The organism is Synechococcus sp. CBW1002, from assembly GCF_015840915.1.
Taxonomy (GTDB): Bacteria; Cyanobacteriota; Cyanobacteriia; order PCC-6307; family Cyanobiaceae; genus CBW1002.
This window is the reverse complement of record NZ_CP060398.1, coordinates 381213-398636: the sequence shown is the minus strand read 5'-3', so window position 1 is coordinate 398636 and position 17424 is coordinate 381213. Positions and strand designations below refer to the sequence as shown.

The window sequence follows — 17424 nt, the reverse complement described above, 5'->3', positions numbered from 1 at the left end:
CACCAGAGCCGCTCGCACTGCGTCATAGGTGCCTTCCTCCCAACCAAGGAGCTCCTGGAGCCTGCCGTTGCCGGCTGAGCCGCCCAGGGCTTCCAGGGCACCCAAGAACTCCTCTTGCAGGGGATCGGGCTCGGGGGAGGCGCCCAGGGCGGGGGATGGACTGGCGTGCATGGCAGTGGGAGGTCAGAGACAGCATGCCGTGGGTGTGACTGCATGAGCAAGAACGGTCTGATGTCTTCTCAGGATCGTGTCTTTTGGTTTGTAGCGAACTTGAGGGGTGTCGATGTAATGCCTCCCGCGCCATCTGAAGGCCCAATGCTCAATAGGGACTCCTGAAAAAGATTCTCGGCCCATCGGCGCCGGATTCGTCCGTTTGCTTCGCGTTAATCAGGCTGGCAAGCGCGGTGACATCAAGTCGGCCAGATCTCAAAAGCATGGCTTGCAGATGCCCTCAGGCGCTCTGATCGCTGACCAGGCCATAAAAAAGCTGTAGATCCACCCAAAAAGAAGGACAAAAAAGAGGCGCAGCAGCCTCAAGACCTTTTCCGCGCACATCACGACAAAGGCCATCGAGATGGAGGATTCGGCACCAGCTGGTAGACGAGCCATGATCAGATCCAGGGAATACTTGCGCTTTCCAGAGCCAAAGACGCCTTCCACTTCATTGCGTCGAGCTTGATCAGATCGGAGCTGGTGCTTGTGTGCAGTGGTGACATCAGGATCCTTGGGCGGGCGACCCAATCGCTTGCCGGAGAGGCGAATACCGTTCCTCGTGCAGAAATGCCTATTCTTGGCCGTGATATAAATCCGGTCGGCGCAGATTCGCTCTGGGTAAGATCCTGTATCCAGCTTGTATTTTTCCGCCTGAGCGATAAGGTCTTCTCCTTCGTTGTAGGGGTTCCAGCTTATGCGGTGCAAGAACGGAAAGCCGTTTTGAACCGAAACACTGATTTTGGCTCCAAACTCCACCGCAGCACGTGCTTTGCCTCGCACCATTGGGCGGATATGGGTCTGCACAAGATTCACCAGGCGGTCTGGAATGCTGTTGGTCTGAGAGGCGAGCAGAAGGCCCTGTTGCCGCTCCAACTCGCTGCAGGCCAACAACTTCTGCCACCAATGCCTCTTAAGCTCGGAAAGCCTTGCCCCGCAGCCGATCAGAGCATCAATGGCCTTGAGATTCTGCCGCACATAGCCAAGCTGATGTTTAATGGCAGCCTTCACTTTGCGGCGACGTGGTCGTTTTTGCTTCGCCACTCTCAGGAAATGAGCACGAGCAAGGCCACGGTCGTAGCGAGGTCGATGTCTCCTGAATCCCGATGACTGACTGCACAGATCATCAATGACTCGCTCGGTCGTTGTGCGAGCCTCGTTGAGGAGCTTGAGGTCTCTGGGATAGGTGATGTCGGCTGGAGTGCAACTGGCATCAATCGTGAGAGTGCCCCAATTCTTTCCTTCTGGCCAGTCAGCAGGCTTGATCAACGCATCAAGTTCTAGCTGAGCGCCTCCTCCACTGGAATCACGATCATCATGGTCGTCATCGTCTGCTGCCTGAGCAAGTGCTTCCAGAAGGATCTCTTTGCCGCGCTGCACCACCAGCTCGTTGATACGGCGCAGATCCTCGTCAGAAAAACGCTTGCGAAAGTGCACCATCATCGAGGCATCAAACGGTGCCTTAGCTGTGTAGCCCGCAAAGCCGAGAAAGAACTGAATATAGGCGTTCTCTCTGATCTGATGGACTGTCTCTTCGTCGGTGAGCCCTAACTTCTGTTTGATGTAGAGAGCACCAAAGGCCATTCTCACTGATTTGGCTGGAGCGCCAATTGTGGCGCTGAATTGAGGGGCATAGGTTTCTTCCAGCTCATCCCATGGGATCAGCCCCTCCAGTTGAACCCAGCGATTCTCGGGATCAAGTGTGCCGCCAAATGGCAGGTGGAACTCCTTGATTGAGATCTGACCGTTATTGTGCCTCCGGTACATATGGAACGATCAGGAGTAAAGGCAATCACGGATTGCCTGATTCACGGCCACTTTAGCGGTTTCTCATGCTTGAGACCAGCTGCGGCGCAATGGATCTGGATTTTTCAGGAGTCCCTCAATAGAGAGTGGAATTGACATGCATCCGAGCGGCGATCAACTGATAAGCCATAGGCGTCTTTGCTGTCTACACCCTCATGCATTTTGATGCTAGCAACAACTATCGAGCATAGACTGTACATCTTCGCTAGCAATATCTGCCAAGATTTCCGCCAAAATGACGAGTAACCGCGACACGAATCAAGCAGCGGGCCACATCGCCTAGGTCCTTGTTCCACTGGCGCAGGGGATCTATGAGGTGTCTACGCCTATCAGTTGAATGGCAACATTCAGCTGACTTGATGACTTGGATTTTGTCGCCAGCTTCCCCCGACTCACGTAATGACCAGCAACGAATCCCCGATTGAAGGCAATGGTGATTCTTCCAGTGACAACACTTCCGTACCCCAAAAGCCCACTGGTACTGCTATGCAGCAGCTCAAAGCCGGGGTGCTCCCTCCTGACTGGTCGTGCATTCCCGTCGATGGAAAAGCGACCTACCTCAAAGGTTGGTCGAAGAGCCGACTTTCGCTCACTCAACTGATGCAGGAGTACGACAAGGACCACCGGTATCGCGGTCTCGGGGTGATCACAGGCGAAGCCAGCGGCGGCCTGATCGCCCTGGACATCGACGGGCTGACAGCGGCGGCTCGGCTCAAAGCCGCGATCGGCGAGGAGAACTACGAGAAGCGGGGCCGGGAGACCACGATGGCCTGGACATCAGGCAAGCGGGGCCGGCGGCAGATCCTCTGGAAGGTCCCAGCCGCGCTGGTGCCGCAACTGCGGGACTTCAAAACCTTGATCCTGCGGGAGACCGGGGAATGGGAGCTGGGGACCGGCGACAAGAACAGGACCAAGCGGGTTGACGATCAGCCGGCCTACGAGGAAGTGGTGCTGCGGTTCAATGGCTGCCAGTCGGTGTTGCCGGGAAGCCCTCACCCTGGCAACAACTACAGGCCCTACACCTGGCTGAGCTACAACGAGGGGCGGCCCGCCGACGCACCGCGCTGGCTGATCGACCTGCTGCTGCCGCACTGCAAGCCGGTCACCTGGCTGAACAGCGACGACCAGAAGCAGCTCAACGAGACGCACGGCGACACGGCTGTTCCCCCGCCGCAGATCCGGGGCTGGTTCTTCAAGGAGGAGGTCCAGGCCCTGCTGCGGCCGAAGCTGAAGGACCTGATCTTCAAGCACCCGGTCTTTGACGAGTACGGCTGGATCGATCGACCAGGGGCCAGTGAGCAGTGGATGTCGGGATGCCCCTGGCACAAATCGGAGTCAGGGACTGCGTTCCAGGTGTCACCGTCCTCGGGGGTGTGGTGCTGTCACGCCTGTGGGAACGGCGGCGACGTGCTGAAGTTCGTGCATGCGGCAAGGACCAACGACCCGTATGCGGAGAATCCGACAGGGCCGACGCTAGAGGGGTACGTCGCTGAAATTGCAGGAAAATTGGGGTTTACGTATCCAGATGATGTCCTGCCGACGCAACGTGTAGCCAATAAGGTGCCTACTCCAGAGGACTTGGACGAGCTGTATAAGAAGTGTAGGCAGATCGACAAGAAGAACACCAACAAAGAGAAAGCCCGCATGTTGATGTGGGCTGAAGCCCAGCTGAGCGCTTTCTACCTCTTCAAAAGCGGTACTGACATCTACGACAGCTACCGCAGGTACTACACCGGGGAGCTGACCCCCGCCGCAGAAGTCCAGACGATCGAGCAGCTTGCGGCCATCAAGGAGGCCGACTACCTCATCCCTGATTTCGTCAGGACCGGCAGCTCGATCATGCTCCACGCCCGTGGCGGTCTCGGGAAGACCAAAGTCGCGCTGGCCCTGGCCAGGACGATCGGGCAGGGTCAGTCGACACGGATCCGGGGCTCGGACTTCACCCCGACGAGCACGGGGAAGGTGCTGCTGCTCGGTGCTGACATGTCGTCGGCCCAGTACATCGACTACCTGAAGCAGCAGGGGATCGATGTCAAAGGCGTCGATCACCACTGGATGAAGGTGGCCTGGGACTGGGAGATTGACCAGCAGCTCGAGCTGATTGATCTGCTGAACGAGCACCAGCCGAAGCTGGTGATCATCGACTCGCTGTCGTCGGTGAGCAACAACGCCGCTCATGGGGAGAACGACCAGGAGTACGCGAGGACCGTCTACGACATGAGCCGGCACAACGGGCGGCTGTTTCCGCCGACGTGCTTCCTCTGGATCCACCACAACCGGAAGGACGGGACGACCTTCCGTGGCACTGACGTGCTGCGGAACGCAGTGGATGACACCTGGGAGTTGATGACGATCCCCGAGGAGGAGCAGGGCGACTTCCCTGCGGGAAGCAAGATCCTCCAGATCGGCAAGTCTCGCGGCATGCGGGATGGGGCCAGGTTCATCGTGCGGGAGTCCCTGGAGGAGTGCATCACGATCGAGGATCTGGCGCCGCTGGTTGAGCGCCGGCAAGGCACCGGGGACATGACCGGGCCGTCCATGGTGCGGAAGGTGCTCAAGGAAGACGGGCCGCTGACGGCGGATGAGGTGAAGGCCAAGGTCGATGGCCTGGTGCTGGGGATCGGGAACCCTGAGTACAAGCCGGTGAGCCTGAGCACGATCAAGCGCTGGTTGAAGCGGGAGGTGGCAGCCGCGACCACAGAGGTCTGCGGGATGAGGGAGACCGGAGGTCGAGGTCGGCCGGCGCCGCTCTACCGCTGGAAAGGGGTCGATCCGACCGGGGTCAACGCTCCGGTGACGGATGAGCTGATCGATCAGCTCTGGGGAGGAGGGAGGCCCCCCGAGGGCGGAAACGAGTCAGAGAGAGAAGATGACCGAAAATGCCCTTCGACCGATGGGGAGGGGTCCAAACCCCCTGCAGCGCAAGGGATCTCAGAAGCGGGTATTTTCGGTCACGGGGCTGAAAACGGAGCCTCTGAAACGGGGCGTGACCGAAAATCAGAAGGGCCTGGAAGTCTCACTTCGGAAACGATGGGACTATCCCCTGGGCTTCCGAAATCTTCCACCAGTTCTGGAGAATCTGGTATCGCAGTGATACCGAACGACCCCTCGGAATTTCGGTCACAGGAGGGAGTTTCGTATCATGACGATACAAAAATGGTCGATGATTTTCGGTCACAGGGGGTCGGAGCAGTCAGTTCTGGTGGACAAAACGGTATCGGGCTGATACCGAACGACCAAAAACTGGTGGAAGATTTCGGAAGTGACCGAAAATCAGAGGCCCCTGAGATCGCTGAAACTCCTTCCGGCGCAAGGGATTCGGGCTCGGGGGATTTTCGGTCAAATCAGCCCCCTCTCTCTTTACACGCGCACGCGAGGGCTGAGCAGCGGGAGGAGACGGAGGAGCTGGACCCAGAGATCCAGGAACTGTTGGACCTGGAGGCTCAAATAATGGCCTTCCACTCCGAGAACGTCAGAGCCTTCTCGGGCCTCGAACCGGAGGCATGTCGGCCAACACCGTTCCCACACAGGGAAGGGTTGGGAATGGTGGCTTGATGGATGGTGATGGTCACCCCGTGCAGCTAGAGCCCCTGTCTCACTGATCGGGGAAGGGGGGGGGCTCCTGGCCTCCCCTGCCTCCCTCCACCCCCTTTGCTTTGTCAACAACCCTTCACGAATCAAGTCTCGTGAAACTCAGTCCAGAAGCCGCAGCGCCGCCTCTTCGTCGGCCTCAGCCACGTCGATGTAGTTCTGAAGCTGACCAAGACTGGCGTGCCCCGTGAATCGCTGAACGGTTCTCAAGCTCGCGCCACGCTGCGCCATCGTCGTGGCCAGGCTTCGCCGGAAGCTGTGCAGCGACACCCCTGACGGGAAGTCCGGTCCAAGGGCCGCCACAGCCCGCCGCAGGGCCTTGTCGGCCGCTTGGCGGGTCATGGGTTGGTTCTCGCTCCCAGGACTGAGGAAGAGCAGCGACCCGTTGCGGGCTGGGCGCCGGTGGCGCTCCTCCCAGTGACGCCGGAACTGCTCCAACTCCTCCCCCAAGCGAGGTGCGATCAGAGGCTCGCGAGTGCGGCGGGTCTTGGTGGTGGCGGCTGCGAACACGATCCGGTCGCTATGGATCGCTCCCCAGTGCAGTCTCAGCGTCTCGGTCGTGCGACTGCCGGTGAATCGCATCACGCTCCACAGGGCTCGGTGCTCGGGGTTGGGCGCCACTTGCATGAGCTGATCCAGCTCCTCCGGCGAGAGCACTCGGGCCTGACCGGAGCCGCAGGTTTTCGGCATCGCCGCTCTCGGGAGTTGTCTTTTATCATGATAGGACAACCTCCCAATGTGCGCAGCCGATCTCGACACCCGGCTTCCAGCAGGCGCCAGCCGTCCCCTTCTTGATTCTCAGCTATGACCTCTATTGAGAATCCCGAGCTCTCAGTCTTCCCGGGTCGAATCTGTTGCCTTTATCTGCGGCAAAGTCACCCCTGCCAAGCACCTGCTCGTCAACACAAACAAGTCACAGCTGCTTCTGGTGCAGTCCCCCGAGGTCGCGAAGACACTTACGCCTTCGCTCCTGATCACTCCATCGACTGAAGTTCCTCAGATGTATCCAAATCGCCCGTTCTCGGGTTGCATCAAGCAGCCAACATCCAGGCGGGCGACCTCGGCGCGGCAGACCAGGAAGTGAACCACGCCGGTAAATCGGACATACCAGAGGATCGGTCCAAGGCTTGTAGCCACTCCTGTTGCAGTGGGCGTACCAGGAAGACAGGCGACCAATCATCGTTTGGCGTGGTACGCCTACAAGCTCGCAAAACGGTGTGATCGTGAGCCAGCGAGGTTGCTCGTATCCGCAAACGGCCGCCATCCCCTCGAGGTCGGAAATGGCTGCCGCCAGGACAGTGGGGTACACCGTTCCGTGACCGCATCTAGCCATTGATCTTCCTGGAATTTCCGATTTCTTCCACGGGCAGAGCGGCGGGGAGCCGGCCATGCCGAGCATCATTGGTTAATGATAACCATTCTCAATAAGGAGGATGGCTTTTGGTTGCCCCCCGAGGCCGTAAATCGCCACGCGCGCTCGCTCGCGCTTGCTGGTGTGGAGAGGGGAGGGGAGGCGGATCCGTGCGAGGGAGTGAGCCGCTGATCGTCCGCACGGTGCATGGTCCGTCGCCCCGCCCTCGGGGGCCAGGCGGGCGGGCCTGGCGGGTCTACTGCGGGCTTAGCCGGCCCAGGCTGGCCCCCATGCCCCAACCCCGTCCCGGGGAAGACCCGTGCAGGCCATCTGAAGGCCGTTCCAGGCGCTCCTGGGGCCGACCAGGGGCTCGAGCAGAGGGGTCAGAGCATTCCCCCCGAGAGCGGACCCTTCTCTCAGGGGTGGGGTGGGGCTGAGGAGTCTGTCAATCGGCCCTCGGACGACTTGCTCAGGCCGACCAGGCTTGGGCACTGGGACCCAGTAATGCAGATCCTGCCGAGGCCGCCAAGCCTCTCTGTCCAACCCCTGTCCAACCTGGAAAGGGGGCAATCGGTGGGATTTCAGTCGGGGCGACAGGATTCGAACCTGCGACCTAGTGCTCCCAAAGCACCCGCGCTACCAAGCTGCGCCACGCCCCGTCGGCCACCACCTTACGCGGTGGTGGCCCACCACGCCTGATGTGGCCTGAGATTAGGCACTGCATGGCTTTTGGCCATTGGGATGCCATTGGCTGACCACTTGTCGCAGCTTGTCGCCGTTTATCCCGATTAGGCTCCCCTCAGCTCTCACTCAGCTCTCACAGCTCTCAGCGCTCATGGCATCCCAGCAGGAAGCGGCCTCCGCTCTGTGGGTGCGGGGGTTGCGGGCCAACCTCCTCTCCTCCGTGGGTCGGGCCTGGAGCGTCAGCCCCATGAGGGACAAGGCGAAGCTGTTCGTCCGCTTCGCTGATGGAAGCCGCCGCTCCGTGGTGCTGCCGTATGCGTGGGTTCCGGCCCAGGCTCGGGAGATCCAAGCGGCCGTAGAGCGGATCGTGGAGCAGGTTGCAGCAGGGTCTTCGCTGGTCGAGGCCGCTGCTCCCTTTACCGGCACCCAGAAGGCGGCTCCCGCCCCCCCAGCAGGGACCCCAGACCTCATGGGGATTTGGTCTCGCTTCGGTGAAGACAAAGTCCGCAGCGGGCGAATCAAACCCACCACCTGGGCCAAGGACTACAAGCAGACCGAGAAGCGGTTGTCTCAGGTGGTCGAAGGGTCGACCAACGCCAAGGAGTTGCTCTGCACGCTTGGGGAGAAGTGGCCTGCAGGCGCCCGCCGCCGCCAGATCGCAATCCAGCACGTTGCGGCAATGCTCCGCTGGGCCTGTGACGAGGATCTCTTGCCGCCCGAGCGGTGGACACCACCTAGCAGCCTGAGCCGGTTCGTCGGAGAAGCCCTGTCGAGCAAGGAAGTGGCAGTGCCGATCTCGGATGAGCAGATTCTGTGTCTACTGGAGGCTCTTCCCATTGATGCGGCTGGCCAGCGATGGAGCTACGCACTGCGGCTGATCGCTGCCTACGGGCTACGGCCAGTGGAGCTGCTACATCTGCGGCCTCGGCCTGATGGGCAGTTGTGGTGTGACTACCAGAAGCGCAGCGGGGGAGGGGTCACCAAGCCCCGGCCGCTCAGGGCTCTCCATCCCGAGTGGGAGCAGGAGTGGTCCTTGCGCGACCGATTGGTGGCTGGTGAGGCGCTGCCGCCTTTTGGAGGAGGCGTGGCAGAAGCAGCCAGGCGCTACCTCATGCGACAGGAGTCTTGGCAGCTCCTTGCGCGCACAGGTTGCACTGTGTATGGATTCCGACACGGCTATGCACTAAGGGCGCATCAAAGCTATGGATTAAGCCCGAGGATCGCTGCTGCATTGATGGGGCACTCTGTCAATACACATCAATCGGTCTATGGCACTTGGAGTGATCAAGAGACTATCGATGCTGCAATCAATAGGGGTCTCAATTACCGACGGTTGACAGATTGAGGCAAGCCCGTGTAGATTCAAAACACGCCAGACGACCTTCCTGGCGGACGCATCAGCACCTCCTCGGCAGGGATCTGGTGTAAGGCAATCGCCTATTGGCTCTGCGTGAGGCAGAGTGCCGCAGCCGAAGCGGCGCAACACCGCTAACTCCAGAAGGCTGTCAATCTCTACATGCTGATCTCATGACTACCGCAGTACATGCGGGGCCTTGGGTAAGTGCAGAGAAGGCCGCTGTTGAAGTTGGCATCTCACGTGCTTCGCTCTACAGGCTTCGTCAGCTTGGATTGCTAAAGGCTGGTGTTCATTTCATTAAGACGACGCCAGGCAAAACTGGTCGAGTCTTGTGGGCGCCCGACCAGATCAGAGAAGCGCAGGCTCGTTGGACCCGAGTTGAAGGGGTGGGGAAGTGAGGTGGGTGCCTTTTATTGGACAGTTCCGGCCCCTGACATCGTTAACCCAGGACGGGTGGAACATGGTTCGGCCTCAGTGTAGACCGCGTGGGGAGTTTTGCCTCCAAGGGAACTGTGAGGTCTTACATGGCAATACCGCCACAGGAAGCGGGCCAGGCTGATTTCAGCGTCCCAGCCATCGCTGTATGCCCGTAGGTAGACCTCCTCGTACTTGACAGTCCTCCACAGCCGTTCAACAAGGATGTTGTCGTAGCACCGCTTTCTGCCGGACCAGCTGATCTGGATCCGCTCCCCTTTGAGTCTGGCCACAAAGTCAGCGGACGTGAACTGACAGCCTTGATCGGAGTGGAAGATCTCTGGCCTACGGCCGCCTCCCAAGGCCATCTCCAGGGCCTCCAGACAGAACTTCGTGTCAAGGCTGTTGGAGAGCCTCCAGCTGAGCACATGCCTGGAATGGAGATCCATGATCGCCACCAGATAGAGGAACCCTTTCTGCAGAGGGATGTAGGTGATGTCGGTCGCCCAGACCTGATCCACCGACGTGACCTGCGTGAGGTCCACCAGGCAGGGGAACCGCACGGACGGATCACCTGGAACCGTCGTCCGGGGCTTCTGGTAGATCGCCCGTAATCCCATGCGCCGCATGAGGTTTCGCACTCGATCTCGGCTGATCGGGATACCATCTTGGGCCAGATAGTCCACCATCCGGCGGCTGCCGCTGCAGGGATCCTCCAGGTAGAGAGCATCGATCCTGGCCATGATCCGCAGCGTCGATACACGGACCGGTGTCGGCCGGTAGTACAGCGTGGATCGAGGCAGCCCCAGCAGCGCACACTGCCTGCTGATGCTGAGCTCGGGGTGGTCGTGATCGACCAGCTTGCGCAGTTCACGGGCATCAGAGCAGTTGAGACTTTTTTTTGAGCCACTCCAGCTCCATCTGCAGCCGTCCGATCTGCTGGAACAGCTCCGCCTCCTTGGCCTGCCCCTCCTCCTTGTCCTTGGTCTTCTTGCCTCGGGTGAAGAGCTCGCTGGCACCGTCCAGGAGCTGCCGCTTCCACTGGCTCACCTGGATCGGGTGGATGGCGTGGTCGGCGGCGATCTCCTGGATCGTCTTGCGGCCACTGATCGCCTCCATGGCGACCCTGGCCTTGAACTCGGGGCTGTGGGTGCGGCGCTTGCTCATCGGTGGGAGCCCCTTTCAGGGGCGGTACCCCGCCTCAGAGGTTAACGATGGGGCCTGTCCAGAAAAGCCAGACCACCTCAAAGAGCAGAAAAGCTGCCTAACCACCGTTTCTGGTAAGCCCCGAATCGCTCAGTGTTCATCCGAATCGCAGCACTGGCCGACCGGGCGTGGACGGTCGGCCAGCTCCTGAGGGTTGCCAGGATCTGAACGCCGTTCTCCTCGCGGTAACCGTGCGCGTCTTCCCGCGGTGACTTGTAAGCATTCAGGGGTCGGGACAGCACGCGGCGAACATCGTCTCTGCTGAACCCTTGACGGCGTCCTGATTCCCGTTTGCATCTCAGGCAGAGACTGCTTGAGATGGGCGCCCCTCCTGCTGGCATTTCCGAGGTGGACTGGTTGTCGTGGCCAGCTGGTGCCAGGGAGTTCATTCTGGCTCAACAGGAGGAGATGGTGCAGCTCCGCGTCCAGCTCACCGCCCTGGCGACCGAACTGGCCCATCTGCGCGAGCGGATCGGCCGCAGCTCCCGCAATTCTTCCAAGCCTCCCTCCAGTGATGGCCAGGGGTTTAGGCCGCCCGAACGACGCAAGGGCAGTGGCCGCAAGCGCGGCGGCCAGCCGGGCCATCCCGGATCTGGGCCGGAGCTGCTGCCGATCGAGCGGGTGGATGAGGTGGTCGAGCACCACCCCCAGGCCTGCCGCCGCTGCGGCACGTTGCTACAGGGTCAGGATCCCGAGCCCTTGAGGCACCAGGTGATCGAGATTCCACCGATCACGCCTCTGGTGATCGAGCACCGGCTGCACCGCCTGGTCTGCCCCTGCTGTTCCACCAGCACCTGTGCCTCGTTACCGGCGGAGGTGGAAGTAAGCCATTACGGTCCCCGGCTCAGTGCTCTGGTGGGTCTGCTGGGTAGTGCCTTCCCGTTGAGTTTCAGCAAGACCCAGGCGCTGCTGGATCAGCTGCTGGGGGTACAGATCAGCCGGGGAGCGATGGCCACTATCCGCCAGCGCTTGAGTGCAGCACTGGAGCAGCCCATGCAGGAGGCCCTTGCGTTTGCCCGTCAGCAGTCGGTGGTCTATGTCGATGAAACCGGTGCCCCCACCGGTAATGCCGATGGGGGCAACCCCGATGGCCGGCGCGGCTGGGAGTGGGTCATGGTGACCGCCATGGGGGTGACAGTGTTCTTGCAGAGCCTGAGCCGCTCGGCTGCCGCCGCGATCGACCTGCTCGGGAATGCCTTTGGCGGAATTGTGGTGAGCGATCGCTTCTCCGCCTACAACCATCTCCCGCTGGAGCAGCGCCAGCTGTGCTGGGCGCACGTGATCCGCGATCTCACTGCCATCGCTGACCGTCAGGGCGCCAGCGGTGAGATTGGAGCGGAGCTGCTGGGCCTGCAGCAGCAGCTGTTTGCCCAGTGGCACCGCTACAAAGACGGAACGATCGACTGGTCCACGTTGCAGCAGGGCTGTCGGCCGATCCGCCAGGCGTTTGTGGGCACGCTGCAGCGGGTTGTGGAGCTGGGCTGCCAGCGCGGCGAGCGAACGCCGTGGGCCAAGACGGTGCGTACCTGCCATCAGTTGCTGCAAGTGAGCGATGGCCTCTGGACCTTCCTGGAGATTGAAGGGATCGAGCCCACCAACAACGCAGCCGAGCGTGCCCTGCGCCATTCGGTGATTCAGCGCAAGATCAGCCATGGCGTCCAATCCCGCCAGGGTGCAATCTGCCGCAGCAGGTTGCTCACGGTCACCACCAGCCTGCGGCAACAGGGCCGTGATATCTGGCAGTTCCTGGAGCAGGCCTTGATCGCCCATCATCGTGGCGGTGAGATGCCATCGCTGTTGCCGAATCCCTGAGCCGGCCGTCATCGATCGTGGTGTCTGTGGTCGCTTGGTGATCAGCGATCAAGGGCGGTGAATGCTGCGCGGCTGCGTCACGGCCCCTGAACGGATACAGAAATCCAGCCTTCACTCCCACCGGGGTGGCGGCCCAATCGGCTTCTGAAATCCCGGCCGGTGGGGTGGTCATCGCAAGGAGTCTCTTACTGAGATGCAACCAGGAATCAAGCCACCGTCAAGGGTTCAGCAAGCCCGATGTTCGTTGCGAGCTGTCCCGACTCCTGAACGGGTACGAGCGACAAGCCAGCAGCCGCAGCATGTGTAGTGGCTCATGAGCTAGCTCATGTAGGGACTCCTGAAAAAGATTCTCGGCCCATCGGCGCCGGATTCGTCCGTTTGCTTCGCGTTAATCAGGCTGGCAAGCGCGGTGACATCAAGTCGGCCAGATCTCAAAAGCATGGCTTGCAGATGCCCTCAGGCGCTCTGATCGCTGACCAGGCCATAAAAAAGCTGTAGATCCACCCAAAAAGAAGGACAAAAAAGAGGCGCAGCAGCCTCAAGACCTTTTCCGCGCACATCACGACAAAGGCCATCGAGATGGAGGATTCGGCACCAGCTGGTAGACGAGCCATGATCAGATCCAGGGAATACTTGCGCTTTCCAGAGCCAAAGACGCCTTCCACTTCATTGCGTCGAGCTTGATCAGATCGGAGCTGGTGCTTGTGTGCAGTGGTGACATCAGGATCCTTGGGCGGGCGACCCAATCGCTTGCCGGAGAGGCGAATACCGTTCCTCGTGCAGAAATGCCTATTCTTGGCCGTGATATAAATCCGGTCGGCGCAGATTCGCTCTGGGTAAGATCCTGTATCCAGCTTGTATTTTTCCGCCTGAGCGATAAGGTCTTCTCCTTCGTTGTAGGGGTTCCAGCTTATGCGGTGCAAGAACGGAAAGCCGTTTTGAACCGAAACACTGATTTTGGCTCCAAACTCCACCGCAGCACGTGCTTTGCCTCGCACCATTGGGCGGATATGGGTCTGCACAAGATTCACCAGGCGGTCTGGAATGCTGTTGGTCTGAGAGGCGAGCAGAAGGCCCTGTTGCCGCTCCAACTCGCTGCAGGCCAACAACTTCTGCCACCAATGCCTCTTAAGCTCGGAAAGCCTTGCCCCGCAGCCGATCAGAGCATCAATGGCCTTGAGATTCTGCCGCACATAGCCAAGCTGATGTTTAATGGCAGCCTTCACTTTGCGGCGACGTGGTCGTTTTTGCTTCGCCACTCTCAGGAAATGAGCACGAGCAAGGCCACGGTCGTAGCGAGGTCGATGTCTCCTGAATCCCGATGACTGACTGCACAGATCATCAATGACTCGCTCGGTCGTTGTGCGAGCCTCGTTGAGGAGCTTGAGGTCTCTGGGATAGGTGATGTCGGCTGGAGTGCAACTGGCATCAATCGTGAGAGTGCCCCAATTCTTTCCTTCTGGCCAGTCAGCAGGCTTGATCAACGCATCAAGTTCTAGCTGAGCGCCTCCTCCACTGGAATCACGATCATCATGGTCGTCATCGTCTGCTGCCTGAGCAAGTGCTTCCAGAAGGATCTCTTTGCCGCGCTGCACCACCAGCTCGTTGATACGGCGCAGATCCTCGTCAGAAAAACGCTTGCGAAAGTGCACCATCATCGAGGCATCAAACGGTGCCTTAGCTGTGTAGCCCGCAAAGCCGAGAAAGAACTGAATATAGGCGTTCTCTCTGATCTGATGGACTGTCTCTTCGTCGGTGAGCCCTAACTTCTGTTTGATGTAGAGAGCACCAAAGGCCATTCTCACTGATTTGGCTGGAGCGCCAATTGTGGCGCTGAATTGAGGGGCATAGGTTTCTTCCAGCTCATCCCATGGGATCAGCCCCTCCAGTTGAACCCAGCGATTCTCGGGATCAAGTGTGCCGCCAAATGGCAGGTGGAACTCCTTGATTGAGATCTGACCGTTATTGTGCCTCCGGTACATATGGAACGATCAGGAGTAAAGGCAATCACGGATTGCCTGATTCACGGCCACTTTAGCGGTTTCTCATGCTTGAGACCAGCTGCGGCGCAATGGATCTGGATTTTTCAGGAGTCCCCATGTAAACTTAGACCATCCCAAGAAGATCTCCACAAAGGGCTCAGAACTCGATGCTTTGGCGTCTGCGAAGATCACGAGTGCAGTGAAAAACGCTCATGCGGCTCAGCGAAGTGCTCAGACTTGGGCTGCGATCGCGATGGGATTGAATGCATTCAGCTCGGGTCTTAATATAGGAATGGGAAACTATTCACTTGCGAATCAGGCAGCGATGAACAATCAGTACCTTGCTCTGTCTCTCCAGACGGAATCCTCAATGGGAGCCAATGAGTATGCGAGATATATTTCTGCCAACTATTCAACCCTGCAAAGCAACGCACCTCGCTCTTTGGCCGCGATGGAGGGACTCAATGGTCTTGGGGCATCATATGTCAAGAGAACCAAGAAAGACATAGACCAATACTTAAACGAGTACCGCCTTGAGCTAATGGGCTTTTCCAGGGATCAGGAGCTTGAAGCTGACGCAGTAGCAGTTGATTACATCGCAAAAGCCGGGATAAATCCGGAGTCATGCCTGGATGTAATGAATGTCATTCACAGAAACACGAATGACAAAAGCACTTCAGCAACTTCTACGCATCCAGGCGAAGGAGAGAGACGCATGAAACTTGAAGCGGCGATCCGAGAACTGCCTCCGGCAATCCGAAACCGATACAGGATGCAGCAAGCAACGCTTCCATTGCTTCCCTATGTTTATGATCAATCAACGCAAGTCGTTAGGGTTTCACCACCTGGTACGCCAGGGTTGAAAGCAGGAAAAAACGAGAAGTCTTCCTCTGTTGAAGCCCTCCTGGGCAACTGAATCTACATCGACCTTTCTAGGAGTTTGTTGCCAATAGAGCAGCGGCCCCCCGGCCACGACGAACCGTGGCTGAGGTGAACTCCAGCGGCACTGTTCTTCTGCTGAGCAGCTTCATTCAGGCGGGTTTGAGTCAGCCCTGGCCGTGCTTGCCAAGGCCGTTGCCCCTCATCCCGTCGTTGCCGCCAGCGCCAGCTGCTGTGATCGCCTGAACCGGAACAACTTGAGCAGGTTGAGGTGGTCTGGCTTTTCTGGACAGGCCCCATCGTTAACCTCTGAGGCGGGGTACCGCCCCTGAAAGGGGCTCCCACCGATGAGCAAGCGCCGCACCCACAGCCCCGAGTTCAAGGCCAGGGTCGCCATGGAGGCGATCAGTGGCCGCAAGACGATCCAGGAGATCGCCGCCGACCACGCCATCCACCCGATCCAGGTGAGCCAGTGGAAGCGGCAGCTCCTGGACGGTGCCAGCGAGCTCTTCACCCGAGGCAAGAAGACCAAGGACAAGGAGGAGGGGCAGGCCAAGGAGGCGGAGCTGTTCCAGCAGATCGGACGGCTGCAGATGGAGCTGGAGTGGCTCAAAAAAAAGTCTCAACTGCTCTGATGCCCGTGAACTGCGCAAGCTGGTCGATCACGACCACCCCGAGCTCAGCATCAGCAGGCAGTGTGCGCTGCTGGGGCTGCCTCGATCCACGCTGTACTACCGGCCGACACCGGTCCGTGTATCGACGCTGCGGATCATGGCCAGGATCGATGCTCTCTACCTGGAGGATCCCTGCAGCGGCAGCCGCCGGATGGTGGACTATCTGGCCCAAGATGGTATCCCGATCAGCCGAGATCGAGTGCGAAACCTCATGCGGCGCATGGGATTACGGGCGATCTACCAGAAGCCCCGGACGACGGTTCCAGGTGATCCGTCCGTGCGGTTCCCCTGCCTGGTGGACCTCACGCAGGTCACGTCGGTGGATCAGGTCTGGGCGACCGACATCACCTACATCCCTCTGCAGAAAGGGTTCCTCTATCTGGTGGCGATCATGGATCTCCATTCCAGGCATGTGCTCAGCTGGAGGCTCTCCAACAGCCTTGACACGAAGTTCTGTCTGGAGGCCCTGGAGATGGCCTTGGGAGGCGGCCGTAGGCCAGAGATCTTCCACTCCGATCAAGGCTGTCAGTTCACGTCCGCTGACTTTGTGGCCAGACTCAAAGGGGAGCGGATCCAGATCAGCTGGTCCGGCAGAAAGCGGTGCTACGACAACATCCTTGTTGAACGGCTGTGGAGGACTGTCAAGTACGAGGAGGTCTACCTACGGGCATACAGCGATGGCTGGGACGCTGAAATCAGCCTGGCCCGCTTCCTGTGGCGGTATTGCCATGTAAGACCTCACAGTTCCCTTGGAGGCAAAACTCCCCACGCGGTCTACACTGAGGCCGAACCATGTTCCACCCGTCCTGGGTTAACGATGTCAGGGGCCGGAACTGTCCAATAAAAGGCACCCACCTCAGGTTGTGTGTGGCAGCGATCAGATGCCATTCACCATCGACCTTCTTCAGACCCCGCAGCAAAAAGCGCCGCAGGCCCCTGGCTTGCTTGATCTGGCCGTTCACCGGCTCCACGATCGCCTTGCGCTGGGCGTAGATCCTGGAGCCCTTCTTGCTTCTGATCTTTCGGACCATGCGGGCCTTGGCGTCGGCATCCTTGGGCATCGGCCCGCGTTTCGGCGGTAGCGGCTGACCGTGGGGGAGCCGGCCGGTGGCGATGTAGGCGTCAATGCCAGGGTCCTCACAGTGACCTGCGTTGTCTTCGCTCCAGTAGCGCGCATCCATCGTCATCACATCCGGCAATGCACCGGCGCTGGCGGCAAGGCGCTCCAACATCGGCTCCAGATGTCCCACGTCTGGGGGCTGGTTGCTTACGCCCACCGCCACGATCACCTGGTGGTCACTGTCGACCGCCAGCTGGCAGTTGTAGCCCTGCAGGTAGGTGCCGCCTGACTGCATGAGATGGCTGTCGGGATCTGTGAAATTCCGTTGGGTCCTGCTGGTGGGTGTGCCGTCGGCCTTCCGGGGCAGGCCGCGCCTGGGCATCGCGTCAGACGCCAGA

11 protein-coding genes, 1 tRNA gene and 1 pseudogene are annotated in these 17424 nt (G+C 59.6%); 6 read left to right on the top strand and 7 right to left on the bottom strand.

Annotated features, from left to right (window positions below; genetic code table 11):
- Positions 1-426: 426 nt before the first annotated feature.
- Positions 427-1977, bottom strand: coding sequence for an IS5 family transposase (locus tag H8F24_RS01865; RefSeq protein WP_197155761.1), 1551 nt, complete (start codon positions 1975-1977; stop codon positions 427-429).
- Between the two features lie 438 nt (positions 1978-2415).
- Between H8F24_RS01865 and H8F24_RS01860 the strand changes: the two genes are divergently transcribed.
- Positions 2416-5571, top strand: a complete 3156-nt coding sequence (locus H8F24_RS01860) for an AAA family ATPase (RefSeq protein ID WP_197170699.1) — start codon at positions 2416-2418, stop codon at positions 5569-5571.
- A 138-nt stretch (positions 5572-5709) separates the two neighbouring features.
- Here H8F24_RS01860 and H8F24_RS01855 read toward each other — a convergent pair whose 3' ends face one another.
- Positions 5710-6297, bottom strand: coding sequence for a tyrosine-type recombinase/integrase (locus H8F24_RS01855; RefSeq protein ID WP_197170697.1), 588 nt, complete (start codon positions 6295-6297; stop codon positions 5710-5712).
- A 1246-nt stretch (positions 6298-7543) separates the two neighbouring features.
- Positions 7544-7617, bottom strand: a tRNA-Pro gene (locus H8F24_RS01850).
- Positions 7618-7889: 272 nt separating this feature from the next.
- Between H8F24_RS01850 and H8F24_RS01845 the strand changes: the two genes are divergently transcribed.
- On the top strand, positions 7890-8987 hold the full coding sequence (locus H8F24_RS01845) for a hypothetical protein (RefSeq protein ID WP_197170695.1): 1098 nt from the start codon (positions 7890-7892) through the stop codon (positions 8985-8987).
- 422 nt (positions 8988-9409) lie between these two features.
- On the opposite strand, the gene H8F24_RS01840 is transcribed toward H8F24_RS01845, so the two are convergent.
- Complete coding sequence (locus H8F24_RS01840) at positions 9410-10243, bottom strand: IS3 family transposase (protein ID WP_231598221.1); 834 nt, start codon at positions 10241-10243, stop codon at positions 9410-9412.
- A 49-nt stretch (positions 10244-10292) separates the two neighbouring features.
- A complete protein-coding gene (locus tag H8F24_RS18995) occupies positions 10293-10580 on the bottom strand; it encodes a transposase (RefSeq protein ID WP_231597691.1) in 288 nt (95 codons plus the stop codon).
- A gap of 357 nt (positions 10581-10937) precedes the next feature.
- Between H8F24_RS18995 and H8F24_RS01835 the strand changes: the two genes are divergently transcribed.
- Positions 10938-12431, top strand: coding sequence for an IS66 family transposase (locus tag H8F24_RS01835; protein WP_197154297.1), 1494 nt, complete (start codon positions 10938-10940; stop codon positions 12429-12431).
- 431 nt (positions 12432-12862) lie between these two features.
- Here H8F24_RS01835 and H8F24_RS01830 read toward each other — a convergent pair whose 3' ends face one another.
- Positions 12863-14413: an IS5 family transposase gene (locus H8F24_RS01830; RefSeq protein WP_197155761.1), complete on the bottom strand. Its 1551-nt coding sequence runs from the start codon at positions 14411-14413 to the stop codon at positions 12863-12865.
- A gap of 259 nt (positions 14414-14672) precedes the next feature.
- Between H8F24_RS01830 and H8F24_RS01825 the strand changes: the two genes are divergently transcribed.
- From H8F24_RS01825 to H8F24_RS18985, 3 genes and pseudogenes are all read left to right on the top strand, one after another.
- Complete coding sequence (locus tag H8F24_RS01825) at positions 14673-15329, top strand: M48 family metalloprotease (RefSeq protein WP_197170693.1); 657 nt, start codon at positions 14673-14675, stop codon at positions 15327-15329.
- A 310-nt stretch (positions 15330-15639) separates the two neighbouring features.
- The gene (locus tag H8F24_RS18990; RefSeq protein WP_231597691.1) at positions 15640-15927 is read left to right on the top strand and encodes a transposase; all 288 of its coding nucleotides are present in this window, start codon (positions 15640-15642) and stop codon (positions 15925-15927) included.
- A 10-nt stretch (positions 15928-15937) separates the two neighbouring features.
- Positions 15938-16681, top strand: a pseudogene (locus tag H8F24_RS18985) (IS3 family transposase); the annotation flags it as partial.
- On the opposite strand, the gene H8F24_RS18980 reads toward H8F24_RS18985, so the two are convergent.
- Positions 16662-17321: a transposase gene (locus H8F24_RS18980; protein WP_231598354.1), complete on the bottom strand. Its 660-nt coding sequence runs from the start codon at positions 17319-17321 to the stop codon at positions 16662-16664. The pseudogene H8F24_RS18985 and the gene H8F24_RS18980 overlap by 20 nt on opposite strands.
- Between the last annotated feature and the right edge of the window lie 103 nt (positions 17322-17424).